Raw genomic sequence first — 18,335 nt, 5'->3', positions numbered from 1 at the left:
CCGGGCTGTTGTCGTCCCATCCTTCCCGGCAGGTCCGCGAACTGCCCGACGGCACGGACACCGTGCGGGTCGCCTTGCCCGGCAATACGCAGCTGCTGTTCGTGCGCCATGCCGGCACGATGGCAAAGCTGGCGAACGATCCGGCGCTCGACCGGGGGGCCGGCGTCACACTCCTCCGATCGGTCTTCGGCCCGGGAACGCTGTTCCTGATGCCGCATGGCCGCGCTCACACGCGTCGCGCCGGAGAGTTCACCCGGCTGTTCAACCAGCAGCGGATCGACGCCATCACCCCCGACATCGCCGCCCGCGCCCGCCAGGCCGTGGACACGGTGCGCGCGGCGGTGGCGGACGCGCCCGAGGCGCCGGTGGACATGCTGGACGTCATCCTGCGCTATCTCTTCGACGTCGGTTCGCGAGCCATCACGGGTGTCGACGTGGACCTGGGCGCCGAGGTGCCCGTGTTCAGGCGTGGCGTGGAGGCCTTGCATCGGGAGGCGACGTCGATGCTCAGGACGGCCCTGGCCGCCAACGTGCCCGGGACGGCCGACTACATGGCCCTGGAGGCGCGGAGCGCGGCCCGCGAATTCCAGAGCGCCGGCCGGAAGATGCTCATCGCCGGCGCCGCCCGGCAGGGACTGGAAGACACGCTGGCCTTGCGTGCGCTCCGGCGCCACGGGATCGACCCGGCCGACGTCGACGAATCAACCGTATTTCCGACGGACGCCTTGATCGACGTGGCGATGAGCCTCGCCGCCTCGCTGTTCACCACGGGCAACCTGATCGAGCGGACGCTGGACCATTACCAGCGACATCCGGACGCGTTGCGCACGTTGCGCCAGCACATGCGCGAGGACTTTCCCACCGGCGCAGTCGGGGTGACCCAGTTGCGCAACTGCCCGACGCTGCGTGCCCTGCTGCCGGTCATGCTGGAGAACAGCCCCGTGGGCATCGTGTCCCGCGACGTCCTCATGCCGACGACCTTCGAGGATGCCGACGGCCACTCTCACACGTTGCGGCCGGGCGACGCGGTGATCTTCGACATCGAAGGCATGCAGACGCGGCAGGCCGCCGGGTTGGACCGGCTGCTGGCCGAGGAAGGCCGTCCCACGCTGGGGCTGCTCAACCAGCGCCACGACGACGTCATGCAGACCTTCTTCCACGCCCGGAACCGGTGCCCCGGTCGATTTCTCGCCGTGGCCGACTCCGCCCTGTTCCTGATCGAGATGTTGTCGAGGTTCGACGTCCGGTCCCTGGATCGGCATCGACCGCTGGAACGCGGCATCGTCAACCGGCTCGGCGGCAGCCCCCTCGCGAGGTTGAGTCCGATACCGCCCGCGCAAGCAGACGTGCCGATCACATCGCCGACGACACCGTCGACGGCGCTCGAGCGGGCGATCAGCCCGCGGTGACCCGCATCGGCTTGGTCATCACGTCGCAGGGCTTGCCCTTCTTCGCGCGCTTGCCGGCGTAGGCCGCGAGGGCCGCGTTGCGCAGCGGCTCCTCCTTGGCCTTGCCGCCGCGGACCATGCCGCTGACCATCAGCAGATGGGTGAACGCGGCGATGCTGACCAGCGCGTCCTTCGCGTCCAGGTCGATCAGGGTCAGGCCACGACCGCCCTTGGGCTGGTGCTTGAGCTCGTCGATCGCGAAGGTCAGCAGGCGACCGGTCATCGTCAGGCAGGCGACCTGGACGGCAGCCGCCTCGCCCTTGGCCGCGCCGGCCGGCACCACCGACGGCGGCAGCGGACGCTCCTCGCCTTCCAGGCTCAGGAAGCTCTTGCCCGCCTTCTGGCGCCCGACCAGGTCGCCGACCTCGGCCACCAGGCCGAAACCGCCCGTTCCCCCGAGCAGCAGCTTCTGCGTCGCCGCGCCAGCGAAGTAGTGCGCGATCTGGGTGCCCGATTCGAGCTCGATCAGCGTGGTGATCGGCTGGCCGTCGCCGCGGCCGCCCGGCAGCGCCGAGACGGGCACCGAGTACGCCCGGCCGTTGCTGCCCAGCACCACCAGCGGGTCGACGCTGCGGCACGGGAACACGCCATACAGCGAGTCGCCCGACTTGAACGCCAGCGTCGCCGCGTCCACTTCGTGGCCCTTGAGCGCCCGCACCCACCCCTTCAGGCTGACGACGACGGTCACCGGCTCGTCGACGATGCGCACCTCGGCCACCGCGCGCTTGTCTTCCTTGATCTCGGTGCGGCGCTCGTCGCCGTACTGCTTGGCGTCGGCCTCGATCTCCCGGATCACCGTGCGGCGCAGCACCGACGGGTTGGACAGGATCTCCTCGAGCTTGCCGGCTTCCTCGCGCAGGGTCTTCAGTTCCTGCTCGATCTTGATGAACTCCAGGCGCGCCAGCTGACGCAGGCGGATCTCGAGGATGTCCTCGGCCTGGCGCTCGCTCAGCTTGAAGCGCTCGATCAGCGCGGGCTTGGGTTCATCCGAATGGCGGATGAGCGCGATGACCTCGTCGATGTGCAGCAGGATCTCGTGACGGCCTTCCAGGATGTGGATGCGATCGCGGACCTTGTCCAGGCGATGCTGCGTCCGACGCGTCACCGTGTTCAGGCGGAAGCCGATCCATTCGGTGAGGATCTTGCGCAGCGTCTTCTGGGTCGGGCGGCCGTCGTCGCCGACCATCGTGAGGTTCAGCGGCGCCGTCGTTTCCAGGCTGGTCTGCGCCAGCAGCGTGTTGATGAAGTCCTGCTGGTCGACAGTGCGGCTCTTGGGTTCGAAGACCAGGCGCACCGGCGCGTCCTTGTTGGACTCGTCGCGGGCCTTGTCCAGCACCGCGAGCACCGACGCCTTGAGCTGCAGCTGCTCCGCCGTCAGCGTTTTCTTGCCGGTCTTGACCTTGGGGTTGGTCAGTTCCTCGATCTCCTCGAGCACCTTGGCCGTGCTGACGCCTTGCGGCAACTCGGTCACGACCAGTTGCCACTGGCCGCGGGCGAGGTCCTCGATCTTCCAGCGCGCGCGCACCTTCAGGCTGCCGCGACCGGTGCTGTAGGCCGCGCGGATCTCGTCGGCCGAGCTGATCAGCTGGCCGCCGCCCGGATAGTCCGGGCCCTTGATCACGCTGAAGAGCTCGTCGTCGCCGGCATCGGGGCGCTTGAGCAGCAGCACCGCCGCCTCGGCGACCTCGCGCAGGTTGTGGCTCGGGATCTCGGTGGCCATGCCCACGGCAATGCCCGAGGCGCCGTTCAGCAGCACGAAGGGCAGCCGCGCCGGCAGCTCGCGGGGTTCGCTCTCGGAGCCGTCGTAGTTGGGCTGGAAGTCGACCGTGCCCTGGTCCAGTTCGTCCAGCAGCAGCCGGGAATAGGCCGACAGGCGCGCTTCGGTGTAGCGCATCGCGGCGGCGTTGTCGCCGTCGCGGCTGCCGAAGTTGCCCTGGCCGTCGACCAGCGGGTAACGCTGGCTGAAGTCCTGCGCCATGCGAACCATCGCGTCGTACGCGGCCTGGTCGCCGTGCGGGTGGTACTTGCCGAGCACCTCGCCGACCACGCGCGCGCTCTTGACCGCTTTGGCGCCCGTCGTGCCGGTGAAGCCCAGGCCCAGCCGCTCCATCGTGAACAGGATGCGGCGCTGCACCGGCTTCTGGCCGTCGCTGTAGGACGGCAGCGCGCGGCCCTTCACCACCGACAGCGCGTATTCCAGGTAGGCCTGCTGCGCGTACTGCGCCAGCGTCAGCGCGTCGCCGGACGGGGCCTGCCCGCCTGGGCCGCCGGAGCCGTTCGGGTTCTCGAAATCAAAGGTCTCTTGGGTCATCTCTCTCATGCCGGCCTGCGCCGGTCGTTCGGATCCGCTTGCGAATGTCTGGGGGAATGTGGCCGCGGCCGCTCATTCGAGCGGCGCCGCGATCATCGTCAATTGCCGGGCCCGGCTGCCGAGGCTGCGTTGCAGCAGCGCCCAGTACAGCTCCAGCACCAGATGGACGTGGGCCTGTGTCTCGTCGATGTCGGGCATGTGCCCGCCCGCGCGCCGCACCGCGCCCTCGCCGGCGTTCCAGGCGGCCAGCGCCGCGTCGAGGCGCCCGAAGCGCCGCGTCAGGTCCGCCAGCATCCGCGCGCCGATCAGCACGTTGGTGCGGGGATCCTGCAGGTAGCCGGCGCGCCGCAGCTCGTCCGGCGTCGCGTAGCGCTGCGCCGTCGCGGCGGTGATCTGCATCAGGCCGGTCGCGCCGCGCGGCGACACCGCGTCGGGCTTGAAGCCGGACTCGACCGCGATGATCGCCTTCAACAACTCCGCGTCGATGCCGGTGGCCGCCGCCGCTTCGCGCAGGTATGGCTGCACCGCCTTCGCCTCGGGCGCGATGTCCAGCCAGGTCAGCATGCGCTGGCCGTGGTCGGTCTTGCCCGGCACGCGCCGGATGCCGCTCAGCGGCGACATCACCGGCTGGAAGCGGTTGTCCACCTGCACCGGCGCGAAATGCGCGATGCCGTCGGCGTCCACGTAGCCCCACAGCTCGGCGTGCGCCGGCGAGAGCTTGGCCGCGAAAGCCACGGCGATGCTCATCGCGAGCCGCTTGCGCAGCCCGCGTCCGCGCGGCGGGGAACGGCCGTGACTCATGCCGCCTCCAGCCCCTGCGCGGCGCGCGCCTCGTACTCGCGCTGGAGCAGCGACATCACGATCAGGTCGTCATAGCCCTCGCCCATGACGCCGTCCGCATCGGGCAGCGGCTCGGCCCGCACGCATTCGCGCAGCCGGCCTTCCTCGACATAGCCCTCGCTGCGGTACAGCGACTGCGCCCGCGTGTTGCGGCCCTTCACGTCCAGCCAGAAGCGATGCGCGCCCAGTTGCGTGAACGCCATCTTCTTGAGCAGCCGCACGCACAGGCGGCCGACGCCCTGGCCCTTCGGGCCGAGCACGATGCGCTTGAGCTCCACCGAGCGGTTGGGGTTGCGGCAGCCCTGCAGGATCACGAAACCGGCGCGTTCCGCGTCCAGTTCCACGATGAAGTGCCGCGCGTCCGGGAACCGGACGGCGCCCTCGTGCTGCGTGCGCTCCCACGGCGTGATGAAGGGCCGGTTGCCCGCGTCCTGCTCCACGCCCACGACGAAGTCCAGGTCGGACAGCATCGTGGGTCGGAGGGTGACGCGGTGGTCGAGCATGGCGCGGTCCGGGGTTCAAACGTCGACTTCGATGGAGTCGCCATGCAACTCCATCAGCTCGCGACGCGCGGCCGCCTCGCCCTTGCCCATCAGCTTGTTGATGGCGCCCTCGGTGTCGCCGAAGTCGAGCTCGCCGTACTGCACCTGCAGCAGGCGGCGCGTCTCCGGATTCAGCGTGGTGTCCCAGAGCTGCTCGGCATTCATTTCGCCCAGGCCCTTGAAGCGGCTGATGCTCCAGCTGCCTTCGCGCGCGCCTTCCTTGCGCAGCTTGTCGAGGATGGCGGTCTGCTCGCCCTCGTCCAGCGCATAGAGCTTGGCCGCGGGCTTCTTGCCCCGCGCCGGCGCGTCCACGCGGAACAGCGGCGGCCGCGCCACGTACACGTGGCCGGTGGCGATCAGCTTGGGGAAGTGGCGGAAGAACAGCGTCAGCAGCAACACCTGGATGTGGGCGCCGTCGACGTCCGCGTCCGACAGGATGCAGATCTTCCCGTAGCGCAGGCCGGACAGGTCCGGCTCGTCGTTCTTGCCGTGCGGGTCGACGCCGATGGCCACCGAGATGTCATGGATCTCGTTGTTGGCGAACAGCCGGTCGCGCTCGACCTCCCAGGCGTTCAGCACCTTGCCGCGCAGCGGCAGGATGGCCTGCGTCTCCTTGTCGCGGCCCAGCTTGGCGGAGCCGCCGGCGGAGTCGCCCTCGACCAGGAAGAGCTCGTTGTGCAGCAGGTCGGTGCTTTCGCAGTCGGTCAGCTTGCCGGGCAGCACGGCCACGCCGGAGCTCTTGCGCTTCTCGACCTTCTGCGCCGCGCGCTGGCGCGTCTGCGCCTGCTTGATGACGAGCTCGGCCAGCTTCTTGCCGTGCTCGACGTGCTGGTTGAGCCACAGCTCCAGCGCCGGCTTCACGAAGGCCGACACCAGGCGCAGCGCGTCGCGCGAATTCAGCCGTTCCTTGGTCTGGCCCTGGAACTGCGGGTCCAGCACCTTGGCCGACAGCACGAAGCTGGCACGCGAGAACACGTCCTCGGCCATCAGCTTCACGCCCTTGGGCGCGAGGGCGTGCATCTCGATGAAGCCCTTGATCGCGCCGAACAGGCCGTCCTTCAGGCCGGACTCGTGCGTGCCGCCGGCCACCGTCGGGATCAGGTTCACGTAGCTCTCGCGCATGACCTGACCCTCCTCGGTGAAGGCCACGCACCAGCTGGCGCCCTCGCCCTCGGCGAAGTTCTCGCTCTCGGAGGCGGTGGCGAACTGCTCGCCCTCGAACAGCGGGATCAGCGGGTCGGCCGGCAGCGCCTGCATCAGGTAGTCGCGCAGGCCGCCCTTGTAGGTCCAGGTCTGCGTCTCGCCGGTCTTCTCCTGCGTCAGCGTCACCGTGACGCCGGGCATCAGCACGGCCTTGGAGCGCAGCAGGTGCACCAGCTCGCCCTTGGGCAGGTCGGCGCTCTCGAAGTACTTGCCGTCAGGCCAGACGCGCACCGTCGTGCCCTGCTTGCGGTCGCCCGTCTTGAGCTCAGCCTTGCGCGTGGCCACCGGCTCGATGACGTCGCCGCCGGCGAAGGCCAGCGTCGCGACATGCCCCTCGCGGTAGACCGTCACCTGCAGCCGCTTGGCCAGCGCGTTGGTCACCGACACGCCCACGCCGTGCAGGCCGCCGGAGAAGCTGTAGGCGCCGCCCGAGCCCTTGTCGAACTTGCCGCCGGCGTGCAGCCGGGTGAAGACGATCTCCACGACCGGCACGCCCTCTTCGGGATGCAGGCCGTAGGGAATGCCGCGGCCGTCGTCCTCGATGGTGATCGAGCCGTCGGTGTGCTGGATGACGGCGATGCGCTTGCCGTGACCGGCCAGCGCCTCGTCGGCCGCGTTGTCGATGACCTCCTGGATGACGTGCAGGGGGTTGTCGGTGCGGGTGTACATGCCCGGGCGCTGCTTGACGGGCTCGAGTCCCTTGAGGACGCGGATCGAGCCTTCGCCATAGCTGCCCGGGCTGCTGCCGGTGGAAGTGACTGCTTTGGTTGCCATGGGGCGGGATTCTATGCAGCGTCGGCGGCGCTGCCGGACGCCTGCCGGCACGGGTCGCTCCCATGGGGGTTTCCCCTCGGCGCGGGCCCCCTGTGGAGGGCCTGCGCGCGCATGCCGCACGACGCATCCCCTCGCGCACGTCCCGTTACCGAAGGAGCACCGACGGCGCGGGAGCGCTGTCGTAGCATCCGCCGCTTGTCCGCACGCCCCCGCCCGACCGGTCCGATGTCGCTCCTGCCCCCCTTCAAGCAGCCACCTCAGCCCCCGCGGTCCCCGAGACCCCCGCGCGCCCCGCTGACACCCCTGGCCTCCCTCGCCCTGGTGCTGGCCGCCCTCCTCGGGGCGGGACCCGCGCGCGCCGACGACTTCAAGGCCAGCCCGGAGATGGCCATGGAGCTGCGCCACGCCCGCTGGTTCGACGGCGAGAAGCTGCAGAGCGGCACGCTCTACGTCGAGGACGGCCGCTTCGTCGAGAAACGGCCGCGCAAGGTCAACCGGCTGCTGGAGCTGCGCGGCCAGACGCTGGTGGCGCCGCTGGCCGACGCGCACAACCACAACCTGCAGAGCGCCTGGGGCCTGGACAAGTTCGGTCAGGATTACCTGCGCGACGGCGTGTTCTACGCGGCAATGCTGTGCGCGGATCCGGCCGCGATCGAACCCATCCGCGCCCGCATCTCTCAGCCGGAAACGCCGGACGTGCTGTTCGCCACGGCCTGCATCACCTCGTCGGACGGCCAGCCGCTGGCGATGCTGCAGTCGGGCACGCCGCCGATGGCGCTGGACCAGATCGTCGACAAGGCCGTGCTGGTGATGGACACGCCCGAGCAGGTCGGCCAGAAGTGGCCGCTGATCGCCGCCCGCCACACCGACCTGGTGAAGGTGATCATGAGCTACCACGACCGGCCCGAGCTGCGCCAGGTGCCCGAGCAGCGCGGCCGGCTGGGCGTGACGCCCGAGGTCGTGGCCGAGGTGGTCCGTCGCGCGCATGCGGAGCAGCGCCGCGTCGTGGTCCACATCGAGAGCGCCGCGGACTTCGCCGCCGCCGTGCGCGCCGGGGCCGACTTCATCGCCGAGCTGCCGGGCTACTTCCCCCAGCACGGCGAGGCGCCCGAGACCCACCTGATCCCGCCGGAGGTCGCCGCGCTGGCCGCCGAGAAGAAGATCGGCATCGTCACCGCCACGGTCGCGACGCGGCTGTTCCAGCCCGCGCCGGACCTGCTGGCGCGCATCGAGGCCGTGCAGAAGCAGAACCTGGAGCGGCTGAAGGCCGCTGGCGCGCGGCTGCTGGTCGGCTCCGACCTGTTCACCGGCAATGCGCTGAGCGAGGTGCACCACCTCGACCAGTTGGGCGTGCTCGACAAGCCCGCGCTGCTGCGCCTGGCCACGGTCGAGACGCCGCAGGCCCTGTTCCCGCAGCGCAGGCTCGGCTGCTTCCAGCCCGGCTGCGAAGCCAGCTTCCTGGTGCTGATCGGCAACCCGCTCGAGGACCTCGACGCCCTGGACAAGCCGATCCTGCGCATCAAGCAGGGTCGGGTGCTGACGCAGCTGGAGGACGTCGCCGCGACCGCCGGCGAAGAGAACAACGCGCTGAACGCCGCCTCCGGCGCCGAGAAGAAGGCCTCCGGCAAGAAGTCCAACGCCAAGTCCACCACCAAGTCCACCGCCAAGTCGTCCCCCAAGAAGAAGTCATCGGGGAAACCCGCATCCAGGAGCGGCTCGCGCTGAGACGCCCGCCCAGCCGGTACATTGATCGGATGAGCGCGCTTCCGATCCCCCCTTCTTCCTCCCGCGGCTTGTCGATGCGGCAGGTGCTGATCTGCGGCGCCGCGATCGTCACCTTGTCGATGGGCATTCGCCACGGCTTCGGCCTGTGGCTGACCCCGGTCACGATGGACCGCGGCTGGACCCGCGAGGCCTTCTCGCTGGCGTTGGCCGTCCAGAACATCGCCTGGGGCGCGGCCGGGCCCTTCGCCGGCATGCTGGCCGACCGCTTCGGCGCATTGCGCGTGCTGATCGCCGGCGCCCTCCTCTACGCCGCGGGGCTGGCGCTGATGGCGGTGTCGACCTCGACCGCCGGTTTCCTCGGCAGCGCCGGCGTGCTGATCGGGCTGGCCCAGTCGGGCACCACCTACGCGGTCATCTACGGCGTGATCAGCCGCAACGTCTCGGCGGAGAAGCGCTCCTGGGCCATGGGCGTCGCGGCGGCGGCGGGCTCGTTCGGGCAGTTCCTGATGGTGCCGGTCGAGAACTGGCTGATCGGCTACAGCGGCTGGCAGAACGCGCTGTACGTGCTGGCGATCGCCGCCTGCCTGATCGTGCCGCTGGCCTTCGGCCTGCGCGAGCCGGCCCGCGCCGCCGTCCCGGGCGCGCACCACCAGAGCATCGGCCAGGCGCTGCGCGAGGCCTTCGGCTACCGCAGCTTCCAGCTGCTGATGCTGGGCTACTTCGTCTGCGGCTTCCAGGTCGTGTTCATCGGCGTGCACATGCCGAGCTACCTGAAGGACCACGGTCTGACGCCGCAGGTCGCCACCAACGCGCTGGCGCTGATCGGCCTGTTCAACGTCTTCGGCACCTACGCCGCGGGCACGCTGGGCCAGAGATTCCCCAAGCGCTACCTGCTGTCGGGCATCTACCTGCTGCGCTCGATCGCGATCATCACCTTCCTGAACGTGCCGCTGACGGCCGCCAGCGTCTACGTCTTCGCCGCGGTGATGGGCGTGCTCTGGCTGTCCACCGTGCCGCCGACCAACGCGATCGTGGCGCAGATCTTCGGCGTGCAGCACATGTCGATGCTGGGCGGCTTCGTGTTCTTCAGCCACCAGATCGGCAGCTTCCTGGGCGTGTGGCTGGGCGGCAAGCTCTACGACGCGACCGGGTCCTACGACGTCGTCTGGTACCTGGCGATCGCGCTGGGCGTGATGGCGATGCTGGCCAACCTGCCGGTCCGCGAAACGGCGATCCCGCGTCGCCCGGCGATGGCCGCGGCCTGACGCGCGGCGGCGGAGCGATGCCATGACGCGGCGCGGACTCTGGCGGATCGTGGCGTGGCTGGGCGCGGGCCTGGCCTTGGCGGCGGTCTTCCTGGCCTACACGCAACCCTCGCTGATGCAGCAGATGGGCGACGCGATCTGGGCCTGCTTCTGACCCCAATGACCCCAATGACCGCAACGACAACGGAGACAACATGGTCGTGATCATCACCGGCGCCTCCGACGGCATCGGCGCCGAACTGGCGCGTCAATGGGCACGGCGCGAGGGCGCGAAGCTCTCCCTCGTGCTGGCGGCGCGCAGCGTCGACAAGCTCGAGAAGGTGGCGGCCGAGTGCGAGTCGCTCGGCGCCCACACCCGCGTGCAGCGCTGCGACGTCGAGTCGCAGGAGGACTGCCAGGAGCTCGTGCGCACGACGCTGGGCGCCTTCGGCGCGATCGACGTGCTGGTCAACAACGCCGGCATGTCGGCGCACGCGCTCTTCGACCAGGTCAAGGACCTCGCCTGGTACCAGCGGCTGATGCTGATCAACCTGTGGGGCTCGGCCTGGTGCACGCAGGCCGCGCTGCCGGCGCTCAAGGCCAGCAAGGGCCGCATCGTCGCGGTCTCCAGCCTGGCCGGCCTGCTGGGCATCCCGGGACGCACCGCCTACAGCGCCAGCAAGTTCGCGATGACCGGCTTCTTCGAGGCGCTGCGCACCGAGGTCGCCGCCAGCGGCGTCAGCGTGACCATCGCCTATCCGGGCGTCGTCGACACGCAGATCCGCTACCGCGGCTTCAATGCGCAGGGCACGGCCTCGGGACAGAGCAGCCTCGACGAACGCGGCGCGATGCCGGTCCAGGAGTGCGCCAGACTGATCCTCGACGGCACGCTGAACCGCGAGCGCGACATCGTCATGACCGCCAAGGGCAAACTGGGCCGCTGGCTCAAGCTGCTGGCGCCGGCGATGGTCGATCGCATGGCCATGAAGGCCCTCAAGAAGGAACAGCGACCCGCATGAGCCTGTCTGCTTTTTCCGGCGCCACGGTCCCCGGCGCCACGGTCCCCGGCGTCACTGCCCACGGCGCCCCCTTCCCCAGCGACTGGGTGCTGCGCTGGGCGCAGGCCTGGCGCGACCGCGACGGCGTCACGGCGCTGGACCTCGCCTGCGGCTCGGGCCGCCATCTGCGGCTGCTGGCGGGGGAAGGCGCGACCGTCACCGGCGTGGACCGCGACGCGGCGGCGCTGGCGACGCTGGCCGGCCTGTCGGACCGGGCCGAGCTGATCCAGGCCGACCTCGAGCAGGGCCCGTGGCCGCTCGCGGAGCGCGTCTTCGACGTCGTGCTCGTCACCAACTACCTGTGGCGACCGCTGCTGCCGCGCGTGGTGGCGGCCGTCGCGCCCGGCGGCTGGCTGATTTACGAGACCTTTACCGACGGACAACAGACGGTCGGACGGCCCGCCCGGCCGGACTTCCTGCTGCGCCCGGGCGAGCTGCTGGCCGCCGTCGAGGGCCTGCGCGTGGTCGCCTACGAGGACGGCTTCATCGAGACGCAGGGCCATGCCGCCGAGGGCAGCGCCGAGGGGGACGCGGTCAACGGCCGCTATGTCCAGCGCGTTGCTGCCGTTCGCGACAACCGCCGGGCGGACGCCGCGACCGGAGGCGACGGCGACCGCGGCGCGCCGCCTGGGGTCTACCCCAGATACCGGCTGCGCTGAGCGGGCAGTCCCGCGAGCGCCGGGGATGAGCGCCCGGGCTGAGCGCCCGGAACGCCGAAACAGCCCCGGCGCTTCAGTAGAATCCGCCGATCCAGAGGAATCCTCAATGAACGCAATTGTTGGCAGCATCGTCGCGCTGGTCACGCCGATGCACGAAGACGGCCGCATCGACTTCGATGGGCTGCGCAGCCTGATCGACTGGCACATCGACCAGGGCACCGACGTCATCGGCGTCGTCGGCACGACCGGCGAGTCCCCGACGGTCACGATGGAAGAGAACCGCGAAGTGATCCGCGTCGCGGTCGAGCACGTCAAGGGCCGCAAGCCGGTCCTGGCCGGCACCGGCGCCAACGCCACCGCCGAGGCCATCGAGCTGAGCCGCTTCGCCAAGCAGGTCGGCGCCGACGCCACGCTGTCGGTCGTCCCCTACTACAACAAGCCGTCGCAGGAAGGCATCTACCAGCACTTCAAGGCGATCGCCGAGGCCGTCGACATCCCGATGATGCTGTACAACGTGCCCGGCCGCACCGTGGCGGACATGTCGGTGGAGACCACGCTGCGCTGCGCCTCGCTGCCCGGCGTGTTCGGCATCAAGGATGCGACCGGCAACGTCGAGCGCGCCGCCTGGCTGATCAAGCATGCCCCGCCAGGGTTCGCCATCTATTCCGGCGACGACGCCACCGCCATCGCGATGATGTTCATGGGCGGCCGCGGCTCCGTCAGCGTCACCGCCAACATCGCGCCCAAGGCGATGCACGAGATGTGCATCGCCGCGATCGAAGGCCGCGTGCGCGAAGCCACCGCGCTGCACTTCCAGTTGCTGCCGCTGCACAAGCAGCTCTTCTGCGAACCCAGCCCGGCACCGGCCAAGTGGGCCCTGAACAAGCTGGGCCGCTGCCCCAACAACCTGCGCCTGCCGCTGACGCCGCTGACGCCCGCCGGCCAGGACCTGGTCGCCGGCGCGCTGCGCGACGCCGGCCTGCTCTAATCACCCCCGGCCGGCGCGCCGGCCGCACCCTTTCCTTCAGCGGCCGCGGGCCGCAGCGACCTACCTCGGAGATCTCCAGCGTGACTCGTTCCCTTTCTGAATCCAGCGCGCCCACTCCAGTGCGCGTGGCCTGCCTGATGGCGCTGGCCTCGCTGACGGCGTGCAGCACGTTCGAGAGCATCACCAGCAGCGACAAGGTCGACTACCGCACCCAGGCCAAGCAGACCACCGGCCTGGACGTGCCGCCGGACCTGACGCAACTGCCCAAGGAAAACCGCCCCACCGGCCCGATCAGCGCCGCGCAGATGGCCACGCAGCCGAACGCGCAGCGCCCGACCGCCGCCACCGCCGGCGCGCCCGTCGCGCTGGACAAGGCCGGTTCGATCGAGTTCCAGCGCCTGGGCAACGCCCGCTGGCTGCACAGCGCGCTGCCGCCCGAGCAGGTCTGGCCGCAGGTCAAGAGCTTCTGGCAGGACCGCGGCTTCACGATCGAGACCGAGGACCAGAACGTCGGCCTGATGGAAACCAACTGGGCCGAGAACAAGGCCAAGCTGCCGCAGGACTTCATCCGCAAGACGCTGGGTTCGCTGCTGGACTCGCTGTACTCCACCGGCGAACGCGACAAGTACCGCACCCGCCTGGAGCGCAACGAACAGGGCGGCACCGACATCTACATCACGCACCGCGGCCTGGTCGAGGTCTACACGAACTCGCAGCGTGACGAGACCGGCTGGCAGCCCCGCCCCTCCGATCCGGAGCTGGAAGCCGAGATGACCTCGCGCCTGATGCTCAAGCTCGGCGGCAAGGAAGAGGACGCCAAGACCATGGTCGCCAACGCGCAGCAGCCGGCGCCCTCGTTCGCCGAAGCGCCGCGCGGCAACGCGCCGCGCTCGCTGGCCGAGGTGCCGGACCAGCTGAAGATCAACGAGGACTTCGACCGCGCTTGGCGCCGGGTCGGCCAGTCGCTGGACCGCCACGGCTTCACGATCGAGGACCGGGACCGCAAGCAGGGCCTGTTCTTCCTGCGCTACGCCGACCCGAACCAGGCCGGCAAGGAAGAACCCAACTTCTTCCAGCGCCTGTTCGGCGCGACCAATACCTCCACCGCGGTGCGCTACCGCGTGTCGGTCAAGACCGAGGGCACGAGCTCGACCGTCATGATCCTGGACGACAAGGGACAGCAGCAGACCAACGAAATGGCCAAGCGCATCCTGCAACTGCTGATGGAAGACGTGCGCTGATCCGACTCGATGGTGGACCACCGTACACCATCAGTTTGCGCAAAAACAAAACGCCACCTTCGGGTGGCGTTTTTCATTGCCCGGCATTCGACTCGAGCGCCCGGTCGTATTCGCGGGGACGATGCTCGGCAAACTCCACTCTAATACCAGCGCCAGGCGGGAGGCGAGGCAAAGACGCAGACAAGATGGACGCAAAGATGCGGACAAAGAAAAAGCCGCAAGGGCGAACCCTTGCGGCTTTCTCTGGACGAGTGATCGTCTTAGTTGCTGGCGGCCGAAGCGGGCGCAGCAGCGTCGGAAGCGGCAGCCGAAGCTTCCACAGCCGGGGCCGAGGCTTCAACGGCGGGAGCCGAAGCTTCCGGAGCCGGGGTCGCCACGGGAGCGACGACTTCTTCCTTCTTGCCGCAAGCGGTCAGGGCAACAACGGCCAGCAGGGAGGCCAACAGGATCGACTTTTTCATACTTGTCCTCAAGTAACTTTTAGACGAACAATCAATTACCGGTAATTAATGAAGTCGTACCAGATGACAAGTACGAACTTCAGCAGACCAAGACGTGAGAAACCTCGAGCGCTTCCCCCGCCTAGCCAGCAATTATAGCCACCAGTTTGTAATCTCCTTACAAGCCTAGGGTGCTGCTGGCGAACGAGTCAGCAGACCGTTGCTCAATTGCGTCAAACCACTCGCGAGCCATGGCCTCTTCCCGGGCGTCATGCATCGAAAGAGAGGCCCGCGCTGGCGTCCACACCTTCATCGTTAGCAATCCAGGTGCCAGCAGGAGACCCCTGGGCGCGGGGGGGCTGCGCTCGGCGAGGTCGGTCGGATCGCAGGCGCGTGCCTGGACCACATGATCGTGCGTCTGGCGCCACTGGACGAAACGAGGATGGACGCGCCGCAGGGTCTCGTAGTCATTGTTCGCGAGCAGGCGCAGCTTGCGATGGGGCAAGGCCCAGCCATGCAGCGCGTCCAGCAGGGCGGGTTCGGAAAGCGGCCAAGCGGCGAAATCCGGATCCAGCCAGCACAGCTCACGGCCGCCCTGCTCCGCCGCGAGCTGCAGCGCTTGCCGCAGCATTTGCCGGACCTCCGCAGGCGTTTCGACGAGGCCAGGCTTCAGACCTTCGGGCCTCGCGGCGGGTTCCTGCGACATCTCGAGCTCCTCCTGACGATGGTGGATTGGGACGGAAGGGACGGAGGCAGGCGCCGGGTCCCTCAGTCGGGCAGCACCCAGCCGTCCTCGGTCCACTGATCCAGCAAGTCGCGTGCGCCGTCGCTCAGTTTCACGACTTCGGCGGCCGACAGCGCGCGACGGTCCGCCATCCGGCGCATCAGCGTCGCGTCGCGACCGCCGGCCCGAAAGGATTGTCCGTTGATGAAGACATGCGCCGCGTCGTACATCATGCGACTGCGCGCGCTCAGCCGCGCGCCCTGCCCCGGCGTCAACGCCTCGCCCGGCTCGAAGAAGACGCGCGGCTTGGGCTCGGTCAGCGCCTCACCGAGCGCGCGCTCCAGCGCCAGCGGCTGCGCAACCGCCTTCAGCACGGCCTCGCGCGCGAACGCCGTGAGCGCATCCGGGATGCGCCCCGGCTCGCCGGTCGCCGACTGGCGGGGATCGACGTACATGCGGTCGCCACGCGGCGCTTCCTCATCGTCGGTCAGGCGCACCAACAGTTCGTTGGCCAGTTCGCTGCGCCAGGGCGAACGGAAGCCCACCGAGGCGGTCATGCAGTCGCCTTCCACCGCGACGCCGTCGTGCGCCCAGCCCGGCGGCAGATAGAGCATGTCGCCGGGCTCGAGCACGAAGTCCTGTTCGGGTTCGAAGTCCGCCAACACCTTCAGCGGGACGTCCTCGCGCAATTCGCCGGTGGTCGACACGCCCAGTCGTCCGATGCGCCAGTGGCGACGCCCGCTGACCTGGATCAGGAACACGTCATAGGAATCGAAATGCGGGCCGACGCCGCCGCCCTCGCTGGCATACGACAGCATCAGGTCGTCAAGGCGAGCCTCGGGAACGAAGCGGAAGCGGCTCAACAGCGCCGCGGCCGGCTCGACGTGCAGATCCAGCCCCTGCACCAGCAGCGTCCACTGCGGCTTGCTCCAGGCGGGCAACTTGGCGATCGGGCCCTGGCGCATCGTCCAGCGGTCCCCGTCCTGCTGCGACACGAGGCGGGACTCCACCTCGTCGCTGGCCGCCAGACGGGCCAGCCCGGCGCGATCGATCGGCGGCACCACGCCGGGCAGCGCCTGGCGCACGAGCAGCGGCTGCTTCTGCCAGTGGCGCTTCATGAACTGGGCGGGACTCAATCCGCCGAGCAGCGGCAGCTTCGCGTCGATATCGATGCCGGAGATGGCGGAGGCGGGGGCGGAGGCGGAAACCGCGGCGCCACGGACGCGTCTCGACGGGATCGAGGACGATGCGGAGGTCGCGGAGGTCGGGGGGGTCTTGGACTTGGAGGTCATGGGCGCGCATTGTCTGAGAGAATTGCGCGATGCAAATCACTGCCCCCTGCGTCGTCTCCCTGACTTGGAGACTCGAGGACGCCCAAGGCCAATCCGTCGAGGTGCTGGACCCGGCGATGGAGTTCTTCTACGGCGGCCAGGACCTGTTCACGAAGGTCGAGGAAGCGCTGGTCGACAAGGTCGCCGGTGACGAGGTCAGCGTGGCGCTCGAGCCCGAGGACGCGTTCGGCGACTACGACAGCGCCCTGGTCTGTTTCGAGCCGCGCGAGGTCTTCCCCGAGAACGTCGATGTCGGCATGCAGTTCGAGGGCCTGCCGGAAGGCGCCTCGACGCCCGACATGCCGGCCGACCGCATCTACACCGTCACCGAGGTCTATCCGGAGCACATCGTGCTGGACGGCAACCACCCGCTGGCGGGCGTGGGCCTGCGCATCCACGTGACGGTGCACGACGTGCGCGATGCCACCGAGGAGGAACTCGAGGTCGGCACGCTTGGCGATTCCGGTTTCAGCGTGGCCACCGGCCTGGCCACCGGCCCGGGGCCGGACGAGCCGATCCACTGAGGGCCGGACGCCCCGGCGGCGTCCGACACCGCCCAAGCCCCGGAAACGATCCCGAAGCCCCGCCGAGCGGGGCTTCTCCATTTGCGGGCACTCAGGGGCATTCATCGACACTCAGCCCTTGCCGGACGGGTCGACCGGCGACCATGGCGCCGGCCCCGCGGGTTCGCGCGAGCACAGCCGCCGATACAGATCGAAGACCTTCGCCTCCAGCTCGGCGGGACTGGCGCAGGCCCGCGCGCCGATCAGCCGGGCGCGGTAGTTGTGGATCTGCTCCCGCACCGCATGCGACCAGCTCTGCGTGCTCGGCGTCAGGTCGAAGGTGCTGCCGCGCAGCACATGCAGCCAGCCCATCAGCACCGGCTCGGGCAGCCCCGCGAGCGTCTCCGTCAGGCTCGCCGGCGGTCGCGCCCGGCCGGCATGCAGACGGTGGAGCATCAGCAGCCGGATCACCAGCGCCGGATCCGAGGCCGCGGTCGCGGCCAGCGCTTCGGGCGGCCCGCCATGACGCATCAGACGGAACATGCGCCCCAGCACGTCCAGATCGCAGCTCGGCAGTGACCTCGGCGACTCCTCCTGCGGCGGCGTCAGCAGGTCGCCCTGGAAGCAGCGCACGCCCAGCGCCTTGAGGCGCAGGTAGTCCCCCGGATCGGTCATGCGGTCGGCGATCAGCGTCGCACCGGCCTGGCGCGCCAGTTCCTGGACCGCCGACCAGGCGCTCACCGGCGCGAGCGACACGTCCAGCTTCACGAACGAGACCATCGGCAGCCAGACGCTGCGCGGATCGTCCGGCGTCACCACGCCCGCCAGCGCGAACCGGTAGCCGCGCGCATGCAATTGCGCGATCCGTCGCGTCATGGCCTCCTGGACCGGCACCCCCACCGGCAGCTGGATCGCGCCGAGCGAGCCGCACAACACATCCGCGATCGGACTGAGCAGCGTCGCCGCATCCATCTCGACGAACAGGCACCCGGTGCGGCGATGTGCAACGCCGCCGTCCAGCAGGGCCTGGCTGAGCAGCAGGCTGGTCGCGTAGGCGCTGGGCGGGGGCGCGCGGCGAACACCGGCACTCCAGCGGAAGCACAGTTCCTGCCCCATCGGCTCGACGGAGCCGTCGATGATGGCTTGGCGTGCGAAGCGCGAGCTGGTGGGTTCGGGCTGGATCAGCAGCCGGGCTACCGTGACGCCGCTGCGGGAGGGTCGGGAAGATTGCATGGCCATGGAAATCGTCGACAGACCCGGATGCCCGGGCGGGACGTCAGTATTTCCAGGAACGGCGGAACGTT

The 18,335-nt window shown here is 69.5% G+C and carries 17 protein-coding genes; 9 read left to right on the top strand and 8 right to left on the bottom strand.

What is annotated here, in order from left to right; translation table 11 throughout:
• Positions 1 to 62: 62 nt before the first annotated feature.
• Complete coding sequence (locus AC07O8_RS20205) at positions 63 to 1,409, top strand: cytochrome P450 family protein (RefSeq protein WP_495049734.1); 1,347 nt, start codon at positions 63 to 65, stop codon at positions 1,407 to 1,409.
• Here the strand turns inward: AC07O8_RS20205 and parC are convergent.
• From parC to AC07O8_RS20185, 4 genes are all read right to left on the bottom strand, one after another.
• The gene (gene parC / locus AC07O8_RS20200; protein WP_495049733.1) at positions 1,396 to 3,759 is read right to left on the bottom strand and encodes a DNA topoisomerase IV subunit A; all 2,364 of its coding nucleotides are present in this window, start codon (positions 3,757 to 3,759) and stop codon (positions 1,396 to 1,398) included. The two genes, AC07O8_RS20205 and parC, sit on opposite strands and share 14 nt — an antisense overlap.
• A 72-nt stretch (positions 3,760 to 3,831) precedes the next feature.
• On the bottom strand, positions 3,832 to 4,560 hold the full coding sequence (locus AC07O8_RS20195) for a lytic transglycosylase domain-containing protein (RefSeq protein ID WP_495049732.1): 729 nt from the start codon (positions 4,558 to 4,560) through the stop codon (positions 3,832 to 3,834).
• Positions 4,557 to 5,102 (bottom strand): GNAT family N-acetyltransferase, encoded by a 546-nt coding sequence (locus AC07O8_RS20190; RefSeq protein ID WP_495049731.1) that lies wholly within the window; start codon positions 5,100 to 5,102, stop codon positions 4,557 to 4,559. Before AC07O8_RS20190 ends, AC07O8_RS20195 begins: the two co-directional genes overlap by 4 nt.
• 15 nt (positions 5,103 to 5,117) lie before the next feature.
• Positions 5,118 to 7,118 carry a DNA topoisomerase IV subunit B gene (locus tag AC07O8_RS20185; protein WP_495049730.1) on the bottom strand — a complete coding sequence of 667 codons (2,001 nt, stop codon included), beginning with the start codon at positions 7,116 to 7,118 and terminating at the stop codon, positions 5,118 to 5,120.
• A gap of 321 nt (positions 7,119 to 7,439) precedes the next feature.
• On the opposite strand from AC07O8_RS20185, the gene AC07O8_RS20180 reads away from it, so the two are divergent.
• The 7 genes from AC07O8_RS20180 to bamC all read left to right on the top strand — a co-directional run bounded on the left by AC07O8_RS20180 (position 7,440) and on the right by bamC (position 14,033).
• Positions 7,440 to 8,843, top strand: coding sequence for an amidohydrolase family protein (locus AC07O8_RS20180; protein ID WP_495049729.1), 1,404 nt, complete (start codon positions 7,440 to 7,442; stop codon positions 8,841 to 8,843).
• Positions 8,844 to 8,872: 29 nt separating this feature from the next.
• The gene (locus AC07O8_RS20175) at positions 8,873 to 10,108 is read left to right on the top strand and encodes an MFS transporter (RefSeq protein ID WP_495049728.1); all 1,236 of its coding nucleotides are present in this window, start codon (positions 8,873 to 8,875) and stop codon (positions 10,106 to 10,108) included.
• A gap of 22 nt (positions 10,109 to 10,130) precedes the next feature.
• Positions 10,131 to 10,262, top strand: coding sequence for a hypothetical protein (locus tag AC07O8_RS20170; RefSeq protein WP_331612828.1), 132 nt, complete (start codon positions 10,131 to 10,133; stop codon positions 10,260 to 10,262).
• A 40-nt stretch (positions 10,263 to 10,302) separates the two neighbouring features.
• A complete protein-coding gene (locus AC07O8_RS20165) occupies positions 10,303 to 11,106 on the top strand; it encodes an SDR family oxidoreductase (RefSeq protein ID WP_495049727.1) in 804 nt (267 codons plus the stop codon).
• The gene (locus AC07O8_RS20160; RefSeq protein WP_495049726.1) at positions 11,103 to 11,804 is read left to right on the top strand and encodes a class I SAM-dependent methyltransferase; all 702 of its coding nucleotides are present in this window, start codon (positions 11,103 to 11,105) and stop codon (positions 11,802 to 11,804) included. Before AC07O8_RS20165 ends, AC07O8_RS20160 begins: the two co-directional genes overlap by 4 nt.
• A gap of 106 nt (positions 11,805 to 11,910) precedes the next feature.
• Positions 11,911 to 12,792 carry a 4-hydroxy-tetrahydrodipicolinate synthase gene (dapA, locus tag AC07O8_RS20155; RefSeq protein WP_495049725.1) on the top strand — a complete coding sequence of 294 codons (882 nt, stop codon included), beginning with the start codon at positions 11,911 to 11,913 and terminating at the stop codon, positions 12,790 to 12,792.
• Positions 12,793 to 12,872: 80 nt separating this feature from the next.
• A complete protein-coding gene (gene bamC / locus AC07O8_RS20150; protein ID WP_495049724.1) occupies positions 12,873 to 14,033 on the top strand; it encodes an NlpB/DapX family lipoprotein in 1,161 nt (386 codons plus the stop codon).
• Between the two features lie 260 nt (positions 14,034 to 14,293).
• Here bamC and AC07O8_RS20145 read toward each other — a convergent pair whose 3' ends face one another.
• The 3 genes from AC07O8_RS20145 to AC07O8_RS20135 all read right to left on the bottom strand — a co-directional run bounded on the left by AC07O8_RS20145 (position 14,294) and on the right by AC07O8_RS20135 (position 16,369).
• A complete protein-coding gene (locus AC07O8_RS20145) occupies positions 14,294 to 14,494 on the bottom strand; it encodes a hypothetical protein (RefSeq protein ID WP_082938518.1) in 201 nt (66 codons plus the stop codon).
• Between the two features lie 157 nt (positions 14,495 to 14,651).
• Positions 14,652 to 15,179 (bottom strand): hypothetical protein, encoded by a 528-nt coding sequence (locus AC07O8_RS20140; protein ID WP_495049723.1) that lies wholly within the window; start codon positions 15,177 to 15,179, stop codon positions 14,652 to 14,654.
• A 62-nt stretch (positions 15,180 to 15,241) separates the two neighbouring features.
• Complete coding sequence (locus AC07O8_RS20135) at positions 15,242 to 16,369, bottom strand: JmjC domain-containing protein (RefSeq protein WP_495049858.1); 1,128 nt, start codon at positions 16,367 to 16,369, stop codon at positions 15,242 to 15,244.
• Positions 16,370 to 16,518: 149 nt separating this feature from the next.
• On the opposite strand from AC07O8_RS20135, the gene AC07O8_RS20130 reads away from it, so the two are divergent.
• A complete protein-coding gene (locus AC07O8_RS20130; protein WP_495049722.1) occupies positions 16,519 to 17,052 on the top strand; it encodes an FKBP-type peptidyl-prolyl cis-trans isomerase in 534 nt (177 codons plus the stop codon).
• Between the two features lie 111 nt (positions 17,053 to 17,163).
• Here the strand turns inward: AC07O8_RS20130 and AC07O8_RS20125 are convergent, their stop codons facing one another.
• On the bottom strand, positions 17,164 to 18,264 hold the full coding sequence (locus tag AC07O8_RS20125) for a YuxH family protein (protein ID WP_495049721.1): 1,101 nt from the start codon (positions 18,262 to 18,264) through the stop codon (positions 17,164 to 17,166).
• Positions 18,265 to 18,335 lie beyond the last annotated feature (71 nt).

The organism is Roseateles sp. GW821-FHT09G09, assembly GCF_059415965.1.
The sequence above is the reverse complement of the archived record's forward strand: the minus strand, read 5'-3'. Positions and strand labels throughout refer to the sequence as shown.

Bases quoted from the DNA above. Each gene is read 5' to 3' on its own strand.
- AC07O8_RS20175 (WP_495049728.1), top strand. From the start codon at position 8,873: ATGAGCGCGCTTCCGATCCCCCCTTCTTCCTCCCGCGGCTTGTCGATG.
- AC07O8_RS20130 (WP_495049722.1), top strand. From the start codon at position 16,519: ATGCAAATCACTGCCCCCTGCGTCGTCTCCCTGACTTGGAGACTCGAG.
- AC07O8_RS20195 (WP_495049732.1), bottom strand. From the start codon at position 4,560: ATGAGTCACGGCCGTTCCCCGCCGCGCGGACGCGGGCTGCGCAAGCGG.
- AC07O8_RS20170 (WP_331612828.1), top strand. From the start codon at position 10,131: ATGACGCGGCGCGGACTCTGGCGGATCGTGGCGTGGCTGGGCGCGGGC.
- parC (WP_495049733.1), bottom strand. From the start codon at position 3,759: ATGACCCAAGAGACCTTTGATTTCGAGAACCCGAACGGCTCCGGCGGC.
- dapA (WP_495049725.1), top strand. From the start codon at position 11,911: ATGAACGCAATTGTTGGCAGCATCGTCGCGCTGGTCACGCCGATGCAC.
- AC07O8_RS20190 (WP_495049731.1), bottom strand. From the start codon at position 5,102: ATGCTCGACCACCGCGTCACCCTCCGACCCACGATGCTGTCCGACCTG.
- AC07O8_RS20165 (WP_495049727.1), top strand. From the start codon at position 10,303: ATGGTCGTGATCATCACCGGCGCCTCCGACGGCATCGGCGCCGAACTG.
- AC07O8_RS20140 (WP_495049723.1), bottom strand. From the start codon at position 15,179: ATGTCGCAGGAACCCGCCGCGAGGCCCGAAGGTCTGAAGCCTGGCCTC.
- AC07O8_RS20125 (WP_495049721.1), bottom strand. From the start codon at position 18,264: ATGCAATCTTCCCGACCCTCCCGCAGCGGCGTCACGGTAGCCCGGCTG.
- AC07O8_RS20160 (WP_495049726.1), top strand. From the start codon at position 11,103: ATGAGCCTGTCTGCTTTTTCCGGCGCCACGGTCCCCGGCGCCACGGTC.
- AC07O8_RS20145 (WP_082938518.1), bottom strand. From the start codon at position 14,494: ATGAAAAAGTCGATCCTGTTGGCCTCCCTGCTGGCCGTTGTTGCCCTG.
- AC07O8_RS20185 (WP_495049730.1), bottom strand. From the start codon at position 7,118: ATGGCAACCAAAGCAGTCACTTCCACCGGCAGCAGCCCGGGCAGCTAT.